Source organism: Alphaproteobacteria bacterium, assembly GCA_040905865.1.
Taxonomy (GTDB): Bacteria; Pseudomonadota; Alphaproteobacteria; order UBA8366.
This window is the reverse complement of the sequence record JBBDQU010000074.1, coordinates 159,817-179,905: the sequence shown is the minus strand read 5'-3', so window position 1 is coordinate 179,905 and position 20,089 is coordinate 159,817. Positions and strand designations below refer to the sequence as shown.

Genomic DNA, 20,089 nt, shown 5'->3' with positions numbered 1-20,089 from the left:
TGCTGTTCCGTGGGTTGTCATTGGCGGGAAGATAATGGAAATCGCGACAATTCAGATGCTGGCGGTATTCGCGTTGATCGCGGGGTCGCTGGTTCTTTACGCGACGGAAAAGCTGCCGCTGGAGGTGACGTCACTCGGCGTCCTTTGCGCCTTATTGATCATGTTCCATCTGCTGCCGGTCCCGGGGGATGACGGCGCCAACCGGCTGGATGCGGTGCGCCTGTTGTCCGGTTTCGCAAACCCGGCCCTGTTTGCCGTGCTGGGGCTGCTCGTCATCGGCGACGCGCTGGAGCGCACCGGGGCACTGGACAAGGGGGCTGCCACGGTCCTGGCGGCGGGGCGTGGCAGCCCCTGGCTGACCGTGACGATGGCGCTGACGACGGTTATGGCCGTCAGCGCAGTGATGAACAATATCCCCGTAGTCGTTATTTTCATTCCGATCATGCAGGCCATTGCCAAGCGTCTGGGCAGGCGTCCCAGCCACCTGCTGATGCCGCTCAGCTTCGCGGCCATGCTGGGCGGTATGACGACGCTGATCGGGTCGTCCACAAACCTTCTGGTATCAAGTGCCCTGGTCCAACTGGGCGAAGCCCCGTTCGGGTTTTTCGATTTTTCCATTCCGGGCATTGTCCTCGCTGCCGCCGGGTTGCTGTATCTCCTGTTCGTCGCGCCCCGACTGCTGCCGGAAAACGAGGATATTGCCGAAGGTCTGGCGCAGGATAACCGACAGTTCATTGCGCAGATCACGATTACGCCGAAATCTCACCTGGTCGGAGCGGAATTCACTTCCGGCAAACTGGAAAACCTGCCGGATATGAGGGTCCTGACGGTTCAGCGGGGTGAGCACGCATTCGAGTCCCCGTATATGGATGTCCGGTTGCAGGATAAGGATGTCATTGTCGTAGCGGCGACGCGGGACGCGCTGGTCGACGCCATGAAAGCCGATCCGGCGGCAATGCATCCGCGCCTCGATGACCAGGTCGAATCGCCGGAACGCTGGCTGATCGGCGGGCAGGTCGTCGCCGATGTCATGGTGCCGCCCGGGTCCGCCATGACCGGCCGCACACTCGAAGAATTCGGTTTCCGTTACCGCCATCACTGCATTGTCGTCGGGATACAGCGGCGGGGCCGTCTGTTGCGGCAGCGACTGACCGAAATTCGTATGGAAGCAGGCGATACGCTTCTTGTTCAGGGCCAACTGCGCGATATCCGCAAGTTGCGCGGGGATCACGATGCGGTGCTGCTGGAATGGTCGGCGGAGGAAATTCCGGCGGTTCATCACGCAGTGCGGGCCGGCCTGATCTTTCTTGCCGTTGTGGCTTCCGCGGCGACCGGATTGGTTCCGATTTCCGTCGCGGCGCTGACGGGCGCCGTCGCCATGGTCGCGACAGGCGTGTTGCAGGTTCGCGACGCAATGCGGGCGCTGGACCGGCAGCTTGTGATGCTGATCGCATCGGCGCTGGCGCTCGGGGCGGCCATGCAGGAAACCGGCGGCGCCGATTTCATGGCGGAAGCGATGCTGGCGGTTGTCGGGAATTCGTCGATCCCTATCGTCCTTTCCGCCTTCTTCCTGCTGGTGGCCTTGCTATCCAACGTTCTCAGCACCAAGGCGACGGCGGTCCTGTTCACGCCTATAGCCGTCGGGGTCGCCAAGGCGGTCGGCGCGCCGGTCGAGCCATTCGCCGTCGCCGTCGTCTTCGCCGCGAACTGTTCCTTCGCGTCGCCGGTCGGGTATCAGACCAACCTGCTGGTGATGGGGCCGGCGGGATACCGGTTCATCGATTTCGCGAAGGCCGGCCTGCCCCTGGTCGGGCTGCTGTGGGTCGTATTCAGCCTGTTCGCGCCCTGGTTCTATGGGCTGTAAGCCTGGTTATCCCTGTAGCGGCCAGACCCAGAGGATTGCGGGTACGGCGACGACGACGATCAGTATCTCCAGCGGCAGGCCCATTCTCCAGTAATCGCCAAACCGGTATCCCGCCGGTCCCATGACCAGAACGTTGGATTGGTGTCCGATGGGCGTCAGGAAGGCACAGGAACTACCGATGGCGACGGCCATCAGCAGGGGGTCGGCGCTGACCTGCATATGGTTCGCGATGCCAATTGCCAGGGGCGCCATCAATACTGCCGTCGCAGCGTTGTTCACTATGTCCGATAGGACCATCGCCGTAACCAGGACGATCAGGACGATCGACCACGGTGGCAGGATATCCGACAGGCCGGCGATGCCGCCGACGATCAGATCGGTAGCACCGGATGATTCGACCGCCATGCCCACCGGCACCATGGCCGCCAGCAGGACAATGACAGGCCAGTCAACGCTGGCGTACAGGTCGCGCAGAGTCAGACAGCGCGTCAGGATCAGGGCCACGACCGCGGCGGTGAAAGCGACCGGGATGGACAGCAGTCCGAAGACGCCGAGTGCGATAGCGGCGGCGAAAATGATGAGGGGCAGGGGGCTGGGTGTCCGATGCAGCCCGAGGTCCCGTTCCGCCAGGGGCAGGCACCCCATGGCGTGCAGGGATTCCCGCATGGCGTCCGAGTTGCCCTGCAGCAACAGGACATCGCCGGCCTGAAGCTGCACGCGACGCAGGTTTTCCCGCACGGGACGTCCCTGTCGGGCAAGCGCCAGAAGGTTGACCCCGTATCGCCGGTCCAGCATCGATTGCGCCACGGTCCGTCCGGGGAGTTGAGATGTCGGTGTCACCACCGCCTCGATCAGGGAAATGTCCTCGGTTTCGAGTTCTTCGGGCTTGAGGGTTGCCGTGCCTTCCAGTTTCAGCCTGGCTTCGTGAATGACGGTTTCGATTGCCTCCGCACTGCCTTCGAGCATCAGATGGTCATCGGCCTGCAATCGTTCGTATCGGCTGGGTCGCGGCCGGCGCCGGCCACCCCGTTGAAGGGCGACAACAATGATTTCCCCCTGTCCGGCCGGTTCAAGCAATTCTGCGATTGTCGCCCCTTCGACTTTCGATTCCTCGGTTACCACCACTTCGGTGATGTAGTCGGCAATCTGGAACATTTCGCCTTCGCCGCCGCCGGTTTCCCGCGCGGGAATCAGCCGCCAGCCGATCACGGCGATGAAAACGGTGCCGACAATGGCAATGATGATCCCCACGGGGGCAAAGTCGAACATGCCGAATGGCGCACCGGCGGATTGCGCGCGAAAGGTTGCGATGATGATATTCGGCGGCGTGCCGATCAGCGTGATCAGTCCGCCCAGCAGCGAGCCGAATGACAGCGGCATCAGCAACGTGGCCGGCGACCGGTCGGCATTCCGTGCCGTCCGGATCACAACCGGCAACAGCAGCGCCAGCGCACCGACATTATTCATGAAGCCCGACAGCGCCGCGACGAGGGTTACGACAGCCCCGGTTTGCATGGTCGGATCCTTGCCGCTGCGGTCCAGGCCGCGCGCCAGCCAGGCGACCAGTCCGGAATTCTGGATGGCCCGGGAGATTGCCAGAACGGCGGCGACTGTAATGACGGCGGAATGGCCGAACCCGGCAAAGGCGTCCGAAGCCGGGACAAGGCCGCCGATCACGACCGCCAGCAGCGCCATCAGGGCCACTATGTCATATCGCCAGCGGCCCCAGACGAAGAGTCCCATCGTTACGGTTAATACGACCAGAATGTATATTTGTTCGGTTGTCACGGGATTGGCACCCTGTTCAATACGACTGGCCCTAACCTATGACGGAATGTCGCAGAACGCACATAAAGGTTGAAACAGGATGGCGTCCGCAGAATATTGCGCCGCAACATCCCGGCTGTTGACCGTCTGGAACGTGACCCCTAATCTCGCAGCCGCTTCGGCTTACCGCAAATCTGGAAATTTCATGTCGCTGTTTTCGCGAAAGGAAACGACAATGTCGATGCCGCACACACGACCAGGGAACCCGAATTTTTCTTCAGGACCCTGCGCCAAGCGCCCGGGCTGGACGCCGGCGGCGCTGGCCGGTGCATTTCTGGGCCGGTCGCATCGCTCGACGGAAGGCAAGGCGCGGCTGGCGGAGGTCATCGACCGCCATCGTGCGCTGTTGCGTCTGCCGAACGATTATCGGCTGGCAATTGTGCCGGCTTCCGACACGGGCGCCATGGAAATGGCCATGTGGACGATGCTGGGCGCGCGCGGCGTCGATATGCTGGCCTGGGAATCATTTGGCGCCGGCTGGGTCAACGATGTGTCGAACCAGTTGAAGCTGCAGGATGTCCGCGCCCTCAAGGCCGAATACGGGCTGTTGCCCGACCTCGGCCAGGTTGATTTCGACCGCGACGTGGTTTTTACGTGGAACGGAACGACCAGCGGCGTGCGTGTGCCGAATGGCGACTGGATCCCCGCCGACCGCAAGGGCCTGACTTTCTGTGACGCAACATCGGCGGTATTCGCGATGGAAATTCCGTGGGAAAAGATCGATATCGCGACGTGGTCCTGGCAGAAGGTGCTTGGTGGCGAAGCGGCGCATGGCATGCTGGTGCTGTCGCCACGCGCGGTCGAACGGCTCGAATCCTTTGTGCCGCCCCGTCCCCTGCCAAAAATCTTCCGCCTGACCAAGGGCGGCAAGCTGGAAGAGGGTCCCTTCAAGGGGTTGACGATCAATACGCCGTCGATGCTGGCGGTGGAGGATTGTATCGATACATTGAAATGGGCTGAATCCATTGGCGGCCTTGATGCCCTGATCGCGCGATGCAATGCAAATTTCGATGTGATCGACAAGTGGGTTGCGTCACGTGACTGGATCGAATTCCTGGCCAGGGAACCGGTCACACGATCCTGCACGTCCATCTGTCTTGCATTGTCGGAAAACGTGCCGCTCGATGCGAATGCCCTGGCAGGGGCGCCAAAGCGCATCGCGCAGCGCCTTGATGAAGTCGGTGTGGCCTACGATATCGGTGCATACCGGGATGCGCCTCCGGGGCTGCGGATCTGGGGCGGCGCGACTGTGGAAAGCGCCGATATGGCGGCGCTGACGCCGTGGCTCGATTGGGCCTATGAAGAATTTCTCGAGGCTGCCACGACAGTCTGAAAGGAAGACGCGTAAAATGACCAGAGTTTTGATTGCGGATGAGCTTAGCGCCAACGCCGAGGCGGTATTCAAGAAGAACGGGATCGACGTCGACGTTAAGGTCGGCATGTCGCCGGACGAATTGATCGCATGTATCGGTGAATTTGACGGACTTGCCGTCCGGTCAGCCACGAAAGTAACGGCGGCTGTTCTTGATGCCGCGGCGAAGCTGAAAGTTGTCGGCAGGGCAGGAATTGGCGTCGACAATATCGATGTGCCGCAGGCGACGCAGAAAGGCGTCGTCGTCATGAACACGCCCTTCGGCAACGCGACGACGACAGCCGAGCACGCAATCGGCATGATGTTTGCCCTGGCACGCCAGATTACCGCGGCAAATGCCTCGACCCAGGCGGGCAAGTGGGAGAAATCCCGCTTCATGGGCGCCGAATTGACGGGCAAGACGCTGGGGCTGATCGGCTGCGGCAATATCGGCTCCATTGTCGCGGACCGGGCGCGCGGGCTGCATATGCGGGTCGTCGCCTATGATCCCTACCTGACGCCGGAACGCGCGGCCGACCTGTCCATCGAAAAACTCGAACTGGACGACCTGCTTGCCCGGTCGGACTTCATCACCCTGCACGCGCCGCTGACCGACAGCACCCGCGGCATCATCGACGCCGGGGCGCTCGCCAAAACAAAGAAGGGCGTCTACATCATCAACTGCGCCCGCGGCGGGCTGGTGGTCGAGGAAGACCTTGCGGCGGCGCTTGATTCCGGCCATGTCGCCGGCGCCGGATTCGACGTGTTCGTCAAGGAACCGGCGAGGGAAAACATCCTGTTCGGCCGCGATAATGTGGTCTGCACGCCCCATCTCGGCGCGGCAACAACCGAGGCGCAGGAAAACGTCGCCATCCAGGTGGCGGAGCAGATGTCCGACTACCTGCTGACGGGCGCCGTGACCAACGCCATCAACATGCCGTCGGTGACCGCCGATGAAGCGCCGCGGCTGCGCCCCTATATGGCGCTCGCGGAACATCTCGGCAGCTTCGCGGGGCAACTCACTGAAACGGGAATTTCGGCGGTAACAATTGAATTTCGGGGCCATGTGGCGACGCTCAATACCCGCCCCCTGATGGCGGCGGCGCTGACGGGCCTGCTACGGCCCATGCTGGATGCCGTCAACATGGTCAGCGCCCCGTCGATTGCCCGCGAACGCAATATCCGCGTCACGGAATCGAAGGACGAGCAGCACGGCGATTACGAGACGATGATTCGCATCACCGTAACGACCGAACGGCAGGAGCGCAGCGTCACCGGCACCCTGTTCAGCGGTTCGCGGGCGCGGATCGTCAACATCAAAGGCATCGATATCGAGGCCGAGATGTCGCCATATATGCTGTATATCACCAACAAGGACACGCCCGGCGTCATCGGCAATCTGGGCAGGACACTAGGCGATGCCGGGGTGAACATCGCGACATTCCATCTGGGCCGCGCCAGCCAGGGTAATGACGCCATAGCGCTGTTGCAGATCGACCAGCCGCTTGACGCGGCGGTCGTGGATGCGGTGTCCAGGCTGCCGAATATCTTCCAGGTCAAGCAGCTTGCATTCTAAATCCGCAATTCCGGCGATCCTGCTGTTTGCCGCGATTGCCGCCACGGCAGCGGCGCAGGAGACGGGCTGGAAGGCGGAAACGGCGACGCATATTGACGACCTGAGGGATATCACGCTGTCGTCTGGAAAGGACCGCGTCATCCTGCACACCGGCGACCGGCGTTTCAGATTATCCCTGCCACGCGGGCTGTTTCTGGTGTCGCCGCTGAAAACATCGAATGAGACAGTCCCCGCCAACATCATTCCGCAGGGCCGTGTCGCGTCGGGGCACGGCGCGGTGGCCGGAACCTGGCTGACCGGCCCGACAAACCGTTACCGCCATGGCGTCCTGGGCGACCCAATCGAAGCGACCGCATTGCAGGTTGCGTTTGCGAACGGGCGCGAGGCGACATACCGGCTCCCCGACGAATCCGTTTTCGAGGACCTTGAGCCACGGATCGTCAATGTCGATGGCGTGGAAACGATACTTGTGGTCCGATCATATCCTCACGCCGGCGCGGCGCTGGCGCTTTTCGGTGTTGTCGGGGGCGCCATACAGCCGGTGGCGGAGTCCCGGCCCATCGGGCAGTCGCATCGCTGGCAGAATCCTGTCGGCGCGGCTGATTTCGATGGCGATGGAAAAACCGAAATCGCATCGGTTGTGACGCCGCACCTGTCCGGAACGCTGACCCTGTTCCGGCGAATAGGGCGTATTCTGGAGCCGGTCGCGTCGATACACGGATATGCCAATCATTTTATCGGCTCTACGGTTCTGGCCATGCATGCCGTGGCGGATGTCGATGCCGATGGCCTTGCTGACATCATCATTCCGTCGCTCGACCGCCGCAGGCTGGTAGCCATTTCCTTTGCCGGCGGCTCGGCGCGCGAAGTGCAGTCGATTGCCCATGACAGCCCGATCGCAACCTCGATCGTCATGGCAGATATCGATCGCAACGGCACACCGGAAATCGTATACGGTCTCGCCAACGGCGCGGTCACCGTCATCAGGCGATAGCGCCGGTCGACTTCGGTAAAATTGCACCAGTCATCGCTTGCCCCGGGGTGCCAAAACCGCTAGGTAGGCACCCGCCAGACAGGAATGAATTTCGGACATCGGACGCCATGATCGAAGCAGGCAGGGACGCCTTGCTGCCCGACGGATTGCGGGACGGACTACCGCCGGATGCAGCGCATGAGGCCGATATCGCAAACCGCCTTGTCGAGGCCTTCACGCGTTATGGATATATGCGCGTTTCGCCGCCATTGGTCGAATTTGAGGACACGCTGCTGGCCGGCGCGGCGCAGCGTATCGCGAATGCCACGTTTCGCCTGATGGATCCCGTCAGCCAGCGCATGATGGGGGTCCGTGCCGATATGACGCAACAGGTCGCCCGCATCGCGACGACCCGCCTGGCGCGTGCGCCGCGGCCGCTGCGACTGGCGTATTCCGGCCAGGTGCTGCGGGTGCGGGGCAGCCAGCTTCGTCCCGAACGGGAATTCCTGCAGGCGGGTGCGGAACTCATCGGATCGGCGGAGCCGACCGCGGATGCGGAAACCATCAGCCTGGCCGCGGCGGCCCTGCAGGGCGTGGGGGTCCGTGACGTTTCCGTCGATATCAACCTGCCGACCCTGGTGCCATCCCTGTGCGGTGCCCTGAACCTTGCGCCGGCCGTGGCGCAGCGGCTTCGGGCAGCGCTCGACCGCAAGGATATCGCGGAAGTCGAAGCCGTTGGCGGGCCGGCATCCGTCCTGTTTGCCGCGCTGCTGAATGCGTCCGGACCGGCTGTCGAGGCGATGGCGGCGCTGGATGCCCTGGACCTGCTGCCCGTCGCAATCATCGAGCGGGACCGGCTTGGCGCCGTAATCGAACTGGTATCGAAGGCGATGCCGGATGTCATGCTGACAGTCGATCCTGTTGAGCACCGGGGCTTCGAATATCATACGGGATTGAGCTTTACGCTGTTTGCGCGCGGCGTTCGCGGGGAAATCGGTAGCGGCGGTCGTTACCGGGCAGGTGCGGCTAGCGAGCCGGCGACCGGCTTTACCCTGTTTCTCGACAGCGTTCTGCGCGCTGTCGCCGCGCCCGAAGCGGCGGGCCGCGTATTTCTGCCTTTCGGGACCTCGCCCGGGGATGCGGCGTCGCTGCGCGGAAACGGGCGGGTCGCGGTTGCCGGCCTGGCGCCGGTTGTGGAACCGGAACGGGAAGCCCGGCGACTGGGTTGCACGGAAATTTTCATTGACGGCCGCGTAGTCGTCCTCGAATCAGACGAAGGATTGGACGGGAAATGACGAATGTCGTGGTCGTGGGATCGCAGTGGGGCGACGAGGGTAAAGGCAAGATCGTCGACTGGCTTTCGGAGCGCGCCGATGTGGTCGTGCGATTCCAGGGCGGCCATAATGCCGGTCATACGCTGGTTATCGACGGCAAGACCTACAAGCTTAGCCTGCTGCCCTCCGGCGTTGTCCGGGATGGCAAGCTGTCGATCATCGGCAATGGCGTTGTGGTCGATCCATGGGCGCTGCTGGATGAGATCGACAGGATCCGTGTCGCCGGAGTGGCGATTGGCCCCGAAAAGCTGATGGTCGCGGAGAATGCTGCGCTGATCCTGCCGTTGCATCGCAATCTGGATCATGCGCGTGAAGCGGCCCGCGGCAATGCGCAGATCGGAACGACCGGCCGCGGTATCGGACCAGCCTACGAGGACAAGGTCGGTCGGCGCGCGATCCGTGTCTGCGATCTGGCCGACAGTGACGTGTTGGCGGAAAAGCTGCGTCATCTGCTGTTTCACCACAATGCGATTTTGCGGGGCTTCGGCGAACCGGAAATCGATGCGGATGACCTGCTGGGCGAGTTGCTGGCGATCGCGCCGAAAATCCTGCCCTATGTCGGGACGGCGTGGCGCGTGCTTGACGCGGCGAACAAGGCCGGTCAGCGCATCCTGTTTGAGGGCGCCCAGGGCATCATGCTGGACATCGACCACGGCACGTTTCCCTATGTTACCTCCTCCAATACGGTAGCGGGGCAGGCCGCCGCCGGCGCGGGGTTCACGCCACGCGGACTGGGATATGTTCTTGGAATTACCAAGGCCTATACGACCAGGGTCGGCGCGGGGCCGTTCCCGACCGAACTCAAGAACGAAATCGGGAACCTGCTGGGCGAGCGGGGGCATGAATTCGGGACCGTAACGGGCCGGCGCCGACGCTGCGGCTGGTTTGATGCGGTCCTGGTGCGGCAGGCCATCAAGGTCGGTGGAATCGATGGTATCGCGCTGACCAAGCTGGATGTGCTGGACGGGCTCAAGGAAATTGGAATCTGTACCGGCTACCGGATAGACGGGAAGGTTTTCGACCACCTGCCGTCTTCCATGGCGAAGCAGGCTGTGGCTGAACCGGTCTATGAATTGATGGAGGGCTGGGCGGACAGCACCGAAGGCGCCCGTTCCTGGGCCGACCTGCCCGCAACGGCGATAAAGTATATCCGGCGAATCGAAGAGCTTATCGAGGCTCCCGTGACGCTGTTATCGACCAGTCCTGAACGCGACGATACAATCATGGTACGGGATCCCTTTGCGTCCTGAATCGGGTGCAAGGCTATTGAATTCACGTTATTTCCTTACAGGGATGAAAGTTCTTCCCGCGGTTGCCGCGAACGAGTTTCGCAGGCCCGAAGGCTTCCGTTAACCATTTGATGTATATATTTCCTGCCAACCGCGTGGCCGCATCAACGCGGCGGTAATGGCTGGGAATTGCTGGTATGGCGAAAAATCCGAAGCGGGTCAGTCTGCGGGACCGATATGAAATCGCCGTCGATGAACCGCTAAGCACATATGACAATCCGCCTGCCATGGCGTTCAAGGTACGGCATCTTCGCGATGCGAGCCGTGAGTTGATGGCGCTGGTCTGCGATCCGAAGCTACCGGTCCGGCTGGACATGATCAATTCGTTGAGCAAGGTCGAAATCCCCTATCTGATGGCGTTGCTGGACTGGGGCGTGGTGGACTGGCCGCCGGAAGGCCGGCGTTGCCCGGTTCTCATTTACGAACCGCCCGCGGGAGGGCGCGTCGCAGCGTCGCTGGATGATGATTTCGAGCCGATGCGCGAAGAGGAGATCATCAAGTTCTTCGCCGAGCCGGCCAATCAGGTTTTGCGCGAATTTCGCGAATTCGACATTACCCACCGGGCTATCCGCCCCAACAACCTGTATTTCGGCGGCGCCAGGGGAAGCAGGCTCATTCTTGGCGACTGCATCTCATCGCCGCCGGCGATGGCGCAGTCCTTCGTCTATGAACCCATCGAAGCCTGCATGGCCAATCCGGCGGGCCGGGGAATGGGCGGTTCCGCCGACGACATGTACGAACTGGGCGTTACGATCCTGGCGCTGATGATCGGTCACAGTCCCTGCAGGGGCATGTCGGATCAGGAAATCCTGAACGCCAAGCTCAGCATGGGGTCCTATGGCGCGCTGACCCAGTCGTCGCGGATTTCCCTGACGATGATGGAGGCCCTGCGCGGATTGCTGACGGACGACCCGGACGAACGCTGGACGGTTGACGATGTCGGCATGTGGTCGAACGGACACCGGGGCAGCCCGGTTCAGCAATCGATGCAGAGCCGCGCCGCCCGTTCGTATTCATTTATGAACAAGGAACATTTTACCTGCCGTGAACTGGCCCACACCATGGTCAGCAACTGGAATAAATCGATCAATATTATCCGTGACGGGTCGGTGGACACCTGGCTTCGCCGCGCCCTGGGTGACGACACGGTTGTGAACGCGTTCAATGAGGCGAAAGATGTTCCCGAAGCAATGGCGACGGACGATAACCTGATCGGCCGCTGCTGTATCGCACTGGATCCGGCCGCGCCGATCCGGTATCGCGATTTCAGCGCCATTATCGACGGTATTCCCAACATGATGGCGCTTTACAGCGAGAGCGGCGAAACCCGGAACGCCTTCGCCGCGATTCTGCAATATGAACTTATCGAATTCTGGGAAGACAACCAGCCGAGGCCACGGATTGATCTGTTGACACTGTATCGCGACCTGAAGCGGGCGCGCGAAGTCATGGCGCGGACGGCTTCCGGCGAGGGTATCGAACGGGTCATTTACGATCTCAACCCGAGATTGGCCTGTCAGTCACCCCTTGTCGATGCATACTATATCCTTGATATCAATAGCGTCCTGCCGGCACTCGATTGGCTGGCCGCCAACCAGGACGATGTGCGTTATCTCATCGACAGGCATCTTGCGGCGTATATCGCAACGCATTTCAGCGGCCTGCGGGGCTCCGAAATGCGCGACCTGGACAACCAGGCGGACCCCAACCTGCCGATACTCGCCAGTATCCGTCTGCTGTCCCAGATCCAGGAGCGCGATACGCGGATCAAGCCCTATACCAATCTGGGGCAACTCGCCGTTAAAATGCTGGCGCCGACGATAAAGCGCTACCACAATCGCGAAACGCGGGAACGGATTTCCGGTGCGATGCGGGAAGCGGGCGCGACCGGACGCCTGTCGGAACTGCTGGCGATCGCGGACAACAGTCAGGTTCTGGATGACGATAACCGCCGGTTCGAAAGGGCCTCACATGAATACCGCGACATCGCCAGACGATTGGAGCAACTGGATTCAGACAAACGCAACCGGATGGCGATCGCCCGTGAACTTGGCGGCCAGGTGTCGTCGGTCATATCCGGGGTGCTGACGACGGTTTCGCTGCTGGTCATTGTCCTGTTTACATTTATAATGGCGTCATAGGATGGCTAGGAAACCCGGGAATGGCGTCGCCGGCGGCGCAAAAGCGAAGGGCGCGGCGCTCGCCTGGGTCATCGCGCCCGCGATATTCGTGCTGGCGCCGTCGACGGTGATTCTGTTGATGGTTGGCATGGCGCCGACCATCGTCGCCCTGTTGCTGCTGGACCGGCATCCTCTGAAATACACGTCGCGGACGGTTGGCTATCTCAATTTTGCGGGCTGTCTGATGTATACGCTGGATCTTTGGAAAAACAGCGGGTTCTGGGATTTCAGCCGGCTGATCGAAATCATATCGAACCCGTTTTCGCTGCTAGTGATGTATTCGGCGGCGGCGGTTGGCTGGATTATCCTCTACCTGACGCCGCCCGTCGTCGCATCCTACCTGACCGTTTCCTTCGAGATGAAGGAAACGCGGTACAAGGCGCGGCAGAAAGAACTGGTGGAGACCTGGGGACGAAATGTCCGGTATGGCGATATGGGGATGGAACTGGAAGACGATACAGAGGCCGAAAAGCAGGATGACGCCGAAAAACCTCCGCCACCGGCCAAGGCAGAGTAGACCAATGCACGCGGTAAAAGGTGCGGCGCATCAATCCTGACTGATCGCCGCCAAATTCATTGGCGCCCTTTACTTGGCCCCGGCGAGACTGCCCATCGCGAGTTGCTGCTCGACCGCCGCATTGCGGATTGCTTTCTGCAGTTTTTCGAAAGCGCGGACTTCGATCTGGCGGACGCGTTCGCGGCTGATATTATAAACTTGGCTCAGTTCCTCAAGGGTCGATGGCTCGTCCTTGAGGCGCCGTTCATTGAGGATGAAGCGTTCCCGATCGTTCAGGGTTTCCAGCGCGTTCTGAAGCAGATCGCGGCGCTTGTCCATTTCCTGCGTTTCGGCGACAACGGTTTCCTGATTGTCGGTATCGTCTTCCAGCCAGTCCATCCATTCGCCGTCGCTATCGGCCCGCAGGGGTGCGTTCAGCGAATGATCGCCGCCTGCCATGCGCTGATTCATCGATACGACATCGATCTCGGGAACGTTCAGTTCCTCGGAAATCTTCTTCACGACTTCCGGCGTCATGTCGCCGTCGTTGATGGCCTGCAACCGGCCTTTCAGCTTGCGCAGGTTGAAAAAGAGCTTCTTCTGGGACGCCGTGGTGCCGATCTTCACCAGCGACCAGGAATGCAGGATGTATTCCTGGATTGATGCCCGGATCCACCACATCGCATAGGTCGCCAGCCGAAAGCCGCGTTCGGGGTCGAACCGCTTCACCGCCTGCATCAGTCCGATATTGCCTTCAGAAATGAGCTCGTTCATGGGCAGGCCATAGCCGCGGTAACCCATTGCAATCTTCGCAACGAGCCGTAAGTGACTGGTCACCATCTTGTGCGCCGCTTCGACATCGTCATGGTCCTGATAGGACTTTGCCAGCATGTACTCCTCGTCCTGCGTCAACATCGGGAACGCCCGGATGCTTTCGAGGTAGCGCTGCAGGTTCCCTTCGGGGCTAATCGCCAGGGTAGGGAGGGTGGCCATATAACTGTACTCCTGTGTAGTCGCTCCATGCGAGTGCCTGCGATGAGGTCGGGAGGCATGAAGCAAGATATAGATGCATATTTATCTCTTTCTTGTCCGGCTTCAAGGGTTTTCCACAAACTTTATGTATTATTGTGGAGCGCTTTTGTCGTTCAGGGTTTCTATTAACCCTATGATATCCGGCGGTAATTCGGAAACCACGCGGATTTTTCGGCCGCTGAGGGGGTGATCGAAGCCGATCACGTGTGCGTGTAATGCCTGCCGGTCGAAACGGCGGACGATGGTGGCGTGTTCCGGTGACAGGCGCGATCGCCGGCCGGGATTGCGGCCGCCATATAGCGGATCGCCGATCACGGAATGGCCGATATGGGCGCAATGGACCCGGATTTGGTGGGTGCGTCCGGTTTCAAGCCGGCAGCGCAGCACGCAGGCGTTCAGCCCCAGCCATCTGTCCACCGTATAACGGGTAATCGCGGGCTTGCCGTTGCCGGGGCGCACAACCGCCATTTTCTTGCGGTTCCCCGGGTTTCGGCCGATATTGCCCTCGACCGTTCCGGTTGGCGATGCCGGTCTGCCCCAGACGACGGCGATATACTCGCGGTCGATCGAATGCGCCTCGAACTGTGCCGCCAATCCGGCATGCGCCGCGTCGTTTTTGGCAACAACCAGAAGGCCGCTGGTGTCCTTGTCGATCCGGTGCACAATCCCCGGCCGCCGGATGCCGCCAATGCCGGACAGGCTGTCGCCGCAATGCGCTAGCAGCGCATTGACCAGCGTGCGGTCCGGGTTGCCGGGGGCGGGATGGACGACCATTCCGGCCGGCTTGTCAACGATCAGCAGGTCGTCATCCTCGTAGCGGATATCGAGGGATATGGCCTGTGCGGCGATATGTGTCGGCGTGATTTCGGGTACGGTTGTTATCAGCGTTTCGCCCGGTTTGACCCGGTAGGAGGCCTCCGTTATCGTCCGCGCGCCGGACCGTACCGCGCCGGATTCGATCAGGACTTTCAGCCTTGTTCGTGACAACGCCGGAAAGGCGCGGGCCAGCAGCCGGTCGAGCCGGTCGCCGGCGTCGTTTTCGGAAACCGTATGGGACAGCGATTCTTGCGTCATCGTCCAGTGACCCGCCCGTTTATCCTGTTTCCAGCAATGAAGCGGAACTCATAGCATGCGCCTGCTGCAAGCCCTTGTCGTTTTCATGGCGATCCTGATTTTTATTGCCATGGGTTTTCTCGTCTACGGCCTGATGACCAGGCCCGATCCGGCGGAGGATGCGGTTTCCGGGTATCCGCCAATCGCGGGCCAGGGCTTCGGCGTCACGGAATCATACCTGCCGGCCGGCGCATCGATTGCCGGTGTCGAGGTCGCGGAGGGCCGGATCGTCGTCCGGGTGCAACTGGCCGGAGGCGGCGAGGAGATCCGGGTCTTCGACCTGGCCGGCGGCGCCGCCCTGGGAACGGTGCGGCTGGTCCCCGCACCGTGACCGGCTGGAACTTCTGCAGCGACAATACCGCCGGCGCGTCCCCGGAAATCCTGGACGCGCTGAGCAGGGCCGGCCGGGCGGGGGCGATGATGCCCTACGGCGCGGACCCGCTGTCGCGGAAGGTTGAAAAGCGGCTGGCGGAAATCTTCGACACCGATCTGACGGTCTGCTTTGTCGCCACGGGCACGGCGGCGAATTCGCTCGCGCTGGCGGCGCTCTGCCCGCCTTACGGCGCGATCTATTGCCATCCGGACAGTCACGTCAATGTGGACGAATGCAACGGCCCGGAGTTTTTCACCGGCGGCGCGAAGCTGGTGACCGTGGGCGGGCCGGATGGCAAGCTGGATCCCGGTGCACTGGAGATTGCGCTGGACCAGGGCTGGGCCGGCGTCGAACACCATGCGCAGCCGGCGGCGGTCAGCCTGACCCAGGCGAGCGAGGCCGGCACCGTTTACCGCCCGGACGAAACCGCCGCGATTGCGGAAGTCTGCCGCAGGCACGGGCTGGGCCTGCATGTGGACGGCGCCCGCTTCGCCAACGCGCTGGCGACGCTGGGCTGCGCCCCGGCGGCGGTCAGCTGGCGCGCCGGGGTGGATGTGCTGTCCTTCGGCGCGACCAAGAATGGCGCCCTCGCCGCCGAGGCCGTGCTGTTCTTCCGCCGCGACGATGCCGCGGGGTTCCGGTTCCGCCGCAAGCGCGCGGGGCATCTGGTGTCGAAAATGCGCTTCGTTTCGGCGCAGTTCGACGCCTATCTGGAAGGCGGCCTGTGGCTGGCCAATGCGCGCCATGCCAACGCGATGGCCGCGCGCCTGGCGGCAGGGTTGCGCGGTATCGCGGCGGCCCGCTTCGTCCATCCGGTGGAAGCGAACGAACTCTTCATCAGCCTGCCGGTTGAAATCCGCGAGGGCCTCGCGGCGGATGGCTTCGCGTTTTATCCCTGGCCCGCCGGCGGGCCCGAATGCGTGCGCCTCGTCACCGCCTTCGATACCCCGGTGGACGCCGTCGACGCCTTCATCGCCAGCGCGCGCCGCCATGCGGGCGCGGGCTAGCCGGGTCGTCGCGCCAAAACAGTTGCGGCTTTGCGTGGCCGTTGCTAGAAGGGGCGTCCGGCCATGTCCCCATCGTCTAGTGGCCTAGGACGCTGCCCTCTCACGGCGGTAACAGGGGTTCGAATCCCCTTGGGGACGCCATTTTTTCAATGGCTTAGCCGAGCGCTTTGCAACCTTGCAACTTTTTTGCAGCTTCTGGTCGATGGCCGGGTGTGATAGCATCCCGTAGCATGCGGAAATATAGAGCAGGGGGCGGGGTCGTATGGAAGTCATTGGCGCATCGCTGGCAGGGTTGCCGTGGTTTCTGGCCTATTTCGCAACCGGGGCGGTCATGACCCTGGTATATGTCTTCATCTACACGTGGGTGACGCCGCATTCCGAAATCGCATTGATTCGCGATGGCAACCAGGCGGCGGCGCTGGCCTTTGGCGGGAGCCTTGTCGGCTTCTGCCTGCCGCTGGCCAGCGCGATGGCCCATTCGGTCGCGCTGGTGGATTGCGTCCTTTGGGGCGTGATCGCCCTGGTCATTCAGGTGGTAATCTTTTTCGTCGTCCGCCTGCCCATTCCCGGTATTTCCGAGCGGATCGAAAAAGGAGACAGCGCCAGCGGCCTGTGGCTCGGCGCGACGTCGCTTGCCGGCGGCCTGCTGAACGCCGCCGCCATGACCACCTGACCGGTACGCCACTCTATCGGCCGCGCAGAAACACGCCCTCTTGCAGGAAATGGACGATCTGCCGGTGAACGGCGGGTTGCCAGGCCATCAGCGTATGCGTGGCGGGCAGGGTGATATGGTCTTTCATGCCCGGCAGCCTTGTGCGCGCCACCGCGACACGGCCGTCATGCGGGGCGGGGATCAGCCGGTTGGCGATGACACAGGGCCAGCCGCTTGTGCCGGCGACGATGCCAAGCTCGTAATACGGCTCCGTTCCGTCCAGCGCCCGCGCCGCGGTGGTCAGTTCCTGGCCCGCCGGGCCGTAAATCCATTTATAGGGCGGGAAGTTCCGCAGGAAATCGGCGAATTCGCTGCCGCCATGGGGCGGACCCAACATGACGACACGGCCCAGCCTGCCTGCCGGAATCCGATCCCTTCGGGTGTCGAGGTAGTGGCGCAGCAGAAGGCCGCCCATCGAATGCGTGACGAAATGCACCCGACCGGGCTGCTTCCAGATTTCCAGGTCACCCAGCCGCTGTTCCAGAAAACCGGCAAGCGCGGCGATATTGTGGCGCAGGGACGGGTAGGAGATGGCGGTCACGGTGAAGCCTTCCCGCCGCAGCGCCCGCGCGGTGAAATACATATTATGCCGCGAATGGCCGATCCCGTGCAGCAGGACAACCCTGTCGCTCGCTGTTGCCGGCTGCTGATTCATGCGCGATGACGTTGCCATGCCCGCCGCCGGTTCCCTCCCGATGTTCCGCCCGGTTATTTCCGTTTCATCGGGCCGCAGCCGGGTCTGGCCGCTTCCTGGTCCTGTGCGACGCCCTTGTTGAAGGTGACGGTGCGGGGCTTTACCGGCTTGTGGTATTTCTTGCCCCTGTTTTTAGCCGGCCCCTTGTCCCAGGGCTTCCGCCCCGTGGCGGGTTTCGTCGCTGCCGGCGACGCCTTGTCCCGGGGTTTCCGGGGCGTGCCGGGTTTGTCTGCCGCTGGTGCGGCATCGTTCCGGGGCTTGCGCGGCGTATAGGGTTTTTCCGCCGTTGGCGCGGTGTGCGGGCCTTCGACGGGCGCGGCTGGCCGCGGTTCGGGAATGGCTGGCGCGGTGCTGCGCGGCGCGAGGGTTGCCTCTGGCGCCGGTGTCCGGTTCGTATGCCGGTCCGGCCGCGCGGCGGGCCGCCGGTCAGGAACCGCTTCGCGACGCGTGTCCCGGCGCGTGTCGCCGCGCCCGGCGGGCGGCCCGTCCGGACTGTTCAGGTCGGGCTTGCCGGGCAGGCGGGTTACGGAAACGGTTCGCTCCACCTTGCCGCCGGGGCCGACCGCCTGGAGGAAGCGGTCGATGCAATCGGGCGCCAGTTCCACGTAGGTTTCCTCGTACTGCACCCGGATCGCCCCGATTTCGTCCTTGGTGACATGTCCGGCGCGGCACAGCATCGGTAGCAGCCAGCGCGCTTCGGCGGTATGTTTCCTGCCGACCGACAGCGAGAACCAGACGCCGTCGCTGAATCCGGCGCTGGCGGGGGCGCTGCGTTCCCGGCTCCGGCCCTGATCTCGATCCCGGCCGTGCGGCCGCTCCCGCGACTGCTGTGGCATCGGTGCGGAATCCAGCAGTTCTTCCGGCGCGGAGCGGTTGGCCCGGTACAGCCGGGTGAAGGCGGCCGCGACCTGTTCCGGGCTGTGCTGCGCCAGCAGCGTCGCAATGAAAGCCTGCTCGTCTTCCCGGACGGGTTCGTTCAGCGCCGGATCGGCGAGGATGCGCTCGTCATCGCGTTTCATGATATCGTCGACCGATGGCGGCTTGCCCCAGTCGGCCTTTACCCCGGCGCCCCGCAAGAGTCGCTCCGCGCGCGACCGCGTATTATAGGGCACGATGATCGCGCAGACGCCCTTGCGCCCGGCGCGGCCCGTCCGCCCGCTGCGATGCAGCAGGGTCTCGCTGTTCCGGGGAATATCGGCGTGGATCACCAGTTCCAGGTTCGGCAGGTCGATTCCGCGCGCGGCCACGTCGGTGGCGATACAGACCCGGGCCCGGCCGTCGCGCATGGCCTGAAGTGCGTGGCTGCGCTCGTTCTGGCTCAATTCGCCGGACAGCGAGACGACTGAGAAGCCCCGGTTGGTGAAGCGACTGGCCATGTGGTTGACGGTGGCGCGGGTGGCGCAGAAGACGAGCGCGCTCTGCGCTTCGTAATAGCGCAGCAGGTTGATGATGGCGTTTTCGCGGTCATTGGGGGCAACGGCAAGGGCGCGGTATTCGATATCCACATGCTGTTCGCGCTCCGCTTTGGTGGAGACGCGCACGGCGTCGCGCTGGTAGCGCTTGGCCAGGGTCGCGATGGCGCGCGGCACGGTGGCGGAAAACATCAGGGTGCGCCGCTCGGCAGGCGCGGAATCGAGGATGTATTCCAGATCGTCGCGAAAGCCCAGATCGAGCATTTCGTCGGCCTCGTCCAGTACGATGGCCCGGAACGACTTTGTATTCAGTGAACCGCGCTCGATATGGTCGCGCAACCGCCCCGGCGTACCGACCACGATATGGGCGCCGCGATTCAGGTTGTTGCGTTCGGTGCGCATATCCATGCCGCCGACACAGGATGCGATGGCCGCGCCGGTTTCCTGGTAGAGCCATTCCAGTTCGCGCTTGACCTGCAGCGCCAGCTCCCGCGTCGGGGCGACGACCAGCGCGAGCGGCGCATCGGCCCGGGGGAAGCGCTCCGCGCCGCTCAGCAGGGTCGGCGCCAGCGACAGGCCGAACGCGACGGTCTTGCCGGATCCGGTCTGGGCGGAAACCAGCAGGTCGGCATCGGTCAGTTCGGGGGCCAGGACCGCTTCCTGCACCGGGGTCAGTTCGGTGTATTCGCGTTTCTGCAATGCTTCGCGCAGTGCCGGAACGACACCTTCGGGTATAGTCATGTGTTTTCTTCCGGTTGCGGGACGGGTGCGCGGCGCCGGTCATCAAAATCGGCAAAACATGGCGCTTTGCCGGTTTTCTACGTGGAGTTGACCCTGTTGTACAGAGGGTAAACAC

The 20,089-nt window shown here is 62.7% G+C and carries 16 protein-coding genes and 1 tRNA gene; 12 read left to right on the top strand and 5 right to left on the bottom strand.

The annotated features are described in order from the left end of the window. Window positions 1-34 precede the first annotated feature (34 nt). Complete coding sequence (locus WD767_17410) at window positions 35-1,864, top strand: SLC13 family permease (protein MEX2617870.1); 1,830 nt, start codon at window positions 35-37, stop codon at window positions 1,862-1,864. 6 nt (window positions 1,865-1,870) lie between these two features. On the opposite strand, the gene WD767_17405 is transcribed toward WD767_17410, so the two are convergent. Continuing rightward, window positions 1,871-3,652 (bottom strand): SLC13 family permease, encoded by a 1,782-nt coding sequence (locus WD767_17405; GenBank protein MEX2617869.1) that lies wholly within the window; start codon window positions 3,650-3,652, stop codon window positions 1,871-1,873. Between the two features lie 214 nt (window positions 3,653-3,866). On the opposite strand from WD767_17405, the gene WD767_17400 reads away from it, so the two are divergent. From WD767_17400 to WD767_17370, 7 genes are all read left to right on the top strand, one after another. After that, window positions 3,867-5,024: a phosphoserine transaminase gene (locus WD767_17400; protein ID MEX2617868.1), complete on the top strand. Its 1,158-nt coding sequence runs from the start codon at window positions 3,867-3,869 to the stop codon at window positions 5,022-5,024. Between the two features lie 16 nt (window positions 5,025-5,040). Next, the gene (serA, locus tag WD767_17395; GenBank protein MEX2617867.1) at window positions 5,041-6,618 is read left to right on the top strand and encodes a phosphoglycerate dehydrogenase; all 1,578 of its coding nucleotides are present in this window, start codon (window positions 5,041-5,043) and stop codon (window positions 6,616-6,618) included. Further along, window positions 6,608-7,612 (top strand): VCBS repeat-containing protein, encoded by a 1,005-nt coding sequence (locus tag WD767_17390; GenBank protein MEX2617866.1) that lies wholly within the window; start codon window positions 6,608-6,610, stop codon window positions 7,610-7,612. Before serA ends, WD767_17390 begins: the two co-directional genes overlap by 11 nt. 107 nt (window positions 7,613-7,719) lie before the next feature. Beyond that, window positions 7,720-8,886 (top strand): ATP phosphoribosyltransferase regulatory subunit, encoded by a 1,167-nt coding sequence (locus tag WD767_17385; protein ID MEX2617865.1) that lies wholly within the window; start codon window positions 7,720-7,722, stop codon window positions 8,884-8,886. Beyond that, the gene (locus tag WD767_17380; GenBank protein MEX2617864.1) at window positions 8,883-10,175 is read left to right on the top strand and encodes an adenylosuccinate synthase; all 1,293 of its coding nucleotides are present in this window, start codon (window positions 8,883-8,885) and stop codon (window positions 10,173-10,175) included. Before WD767_17385 ends, WD767_17380 begins: the two co-directional genes overlap by 4 nt. Window positions 10,176-10,351: 176 nt before the next feature. Beyond that, window positions 10,352-12,355: a hypothetical protein gene (locus tag WD767_17375; GenBank protein MEX2617863.1), complete on the top strand. Its 2,004-nt coding sequence runs from the start codon at window positions 10,352-10,354 to the stop codon at window positions 12,353-12,355. Between the two features lies 1 nt (window position 12,356). Further along, window positions 12,357-12,911 (top strand): hypothetical protein, encoded by a 555-nt coding sequence (locus tag WD767_17370; GenBank protein ID MEX2617862.1) that lies wholly within the window; start codon window positions 12,357-12,359, stop codon window positions 12,909-12,911. Window positions 12,912-12,980: 69 nt separating this feature from the next. Here WD767_17370 and rpoH read toward each other — a convergent pair whose 3' ends face one another. Together rpoH and WD767_17360 are read right to left on the bottom strand one after the other, a co-directional pair. Continuing rightward, entirely contained in the window at window positions 12,981-13,883 is a 903-nt protein-coding gene (gene rpoH, locus WD767_17365; GenBank protein ID MEX2617861.1) for an RNA polymerase sigma factor RpoH, read from the bottom strand. Between the two features lie 129 nt (window positions 13,884-14,012). Further along, window positions 14,013-14,996 carry an RluA family pseudouridine synthase gene (locus tag WD767_17360; GenBank protein MEX2617860.1) on the bottom strand — a complete coding sequence of 328 codons (984 nt, stop codon included), beginning with the start codon at window positions 14,994-14,996 and terminating at the stop codon, window positions 14,013-14,015. Window positions 14,997-15,051: 55 nt separating this feature from the next. Here WD767_17360 and WD767_17355 point away from each other — a divergent pair, with 55 nt between their 5' ends. From WD767_17355 to WD767_17340, 4 genes are all read left to right on the top strand, one after another. Further along, window positions 15,052-15,366 (top strand): hypothetical protein, encoded by a 315-nt coding sequence (locus WD767_17355; GenBank protein MEX2617859.1) that lies wholly within the window; start codon window positions 15,052-15,054, stop codon window positions 15,364-15,366. After that, window positions 15,363-16,415, top strand: coding sequence for a beta-eliminating lyase-related protein (locus WD767_17350; protein ID MEX2617858.1), 1,053 nt, complete (start codon window positions 15,363-15,365; stop codon window positions 16,413-16,415). Before WD767_17355 ends, WD767_17350 begins: the two co-directional genes overlap by 4 nt. 65 nt (window positions 16,416-16,480) lie before the next feature. Beyond that, window positions 16,481-16,556, top strand: a tRNA-Glu gene (locus WD767_17345). A gap of 121 nt (window positions 16,557-16,677) precedes the next feature. Continuing rightward, window positions 16,678-17,088 (top strand): DUF350 domain-containing protein, encoded by a 411-nt coding sequence (locus tag WD767_17340; GenBank protein MEX2617857.1) that lies wholly within the window; start codon window positions 16,678-16,680, stop codon window positions 17,086-17,088. Window positions 17,089-17,101: 13 nt separating this feature from the next. On the opposite strand, the gene WD767_17335 is transcribed toward WD767_17340, so the two are convergent. After that, on the bottom strand, window positions 17,102-17,800 hold the full coding sequence (locus WD767_17335) for an alpha/beta fold hydrolase (GenBank protein ID MEX2617856.1): 699 nt from the start codon (window positions 17,798-17,800) through the stop codon (window positions 17,102-17,104). A 35-nt stretch (window positions 17,801-17,835) separates the two neighbouring features. Then, window positions 17,836-19,974 carry a DEAD/DEAH box helicase gene (locus tag WD767_17330; GenBank protein MEX2617855.1) on the bottom strand — a complete coding sequence of 713 codons (2,139 nt, stop codon included), beginning with the start codon at window positions 19,972-19,974 and terminating at the stop codon, window positions 17,836-17,838. Window positions 19,975-20,089 lie beyond the last annotated feature (115 nt).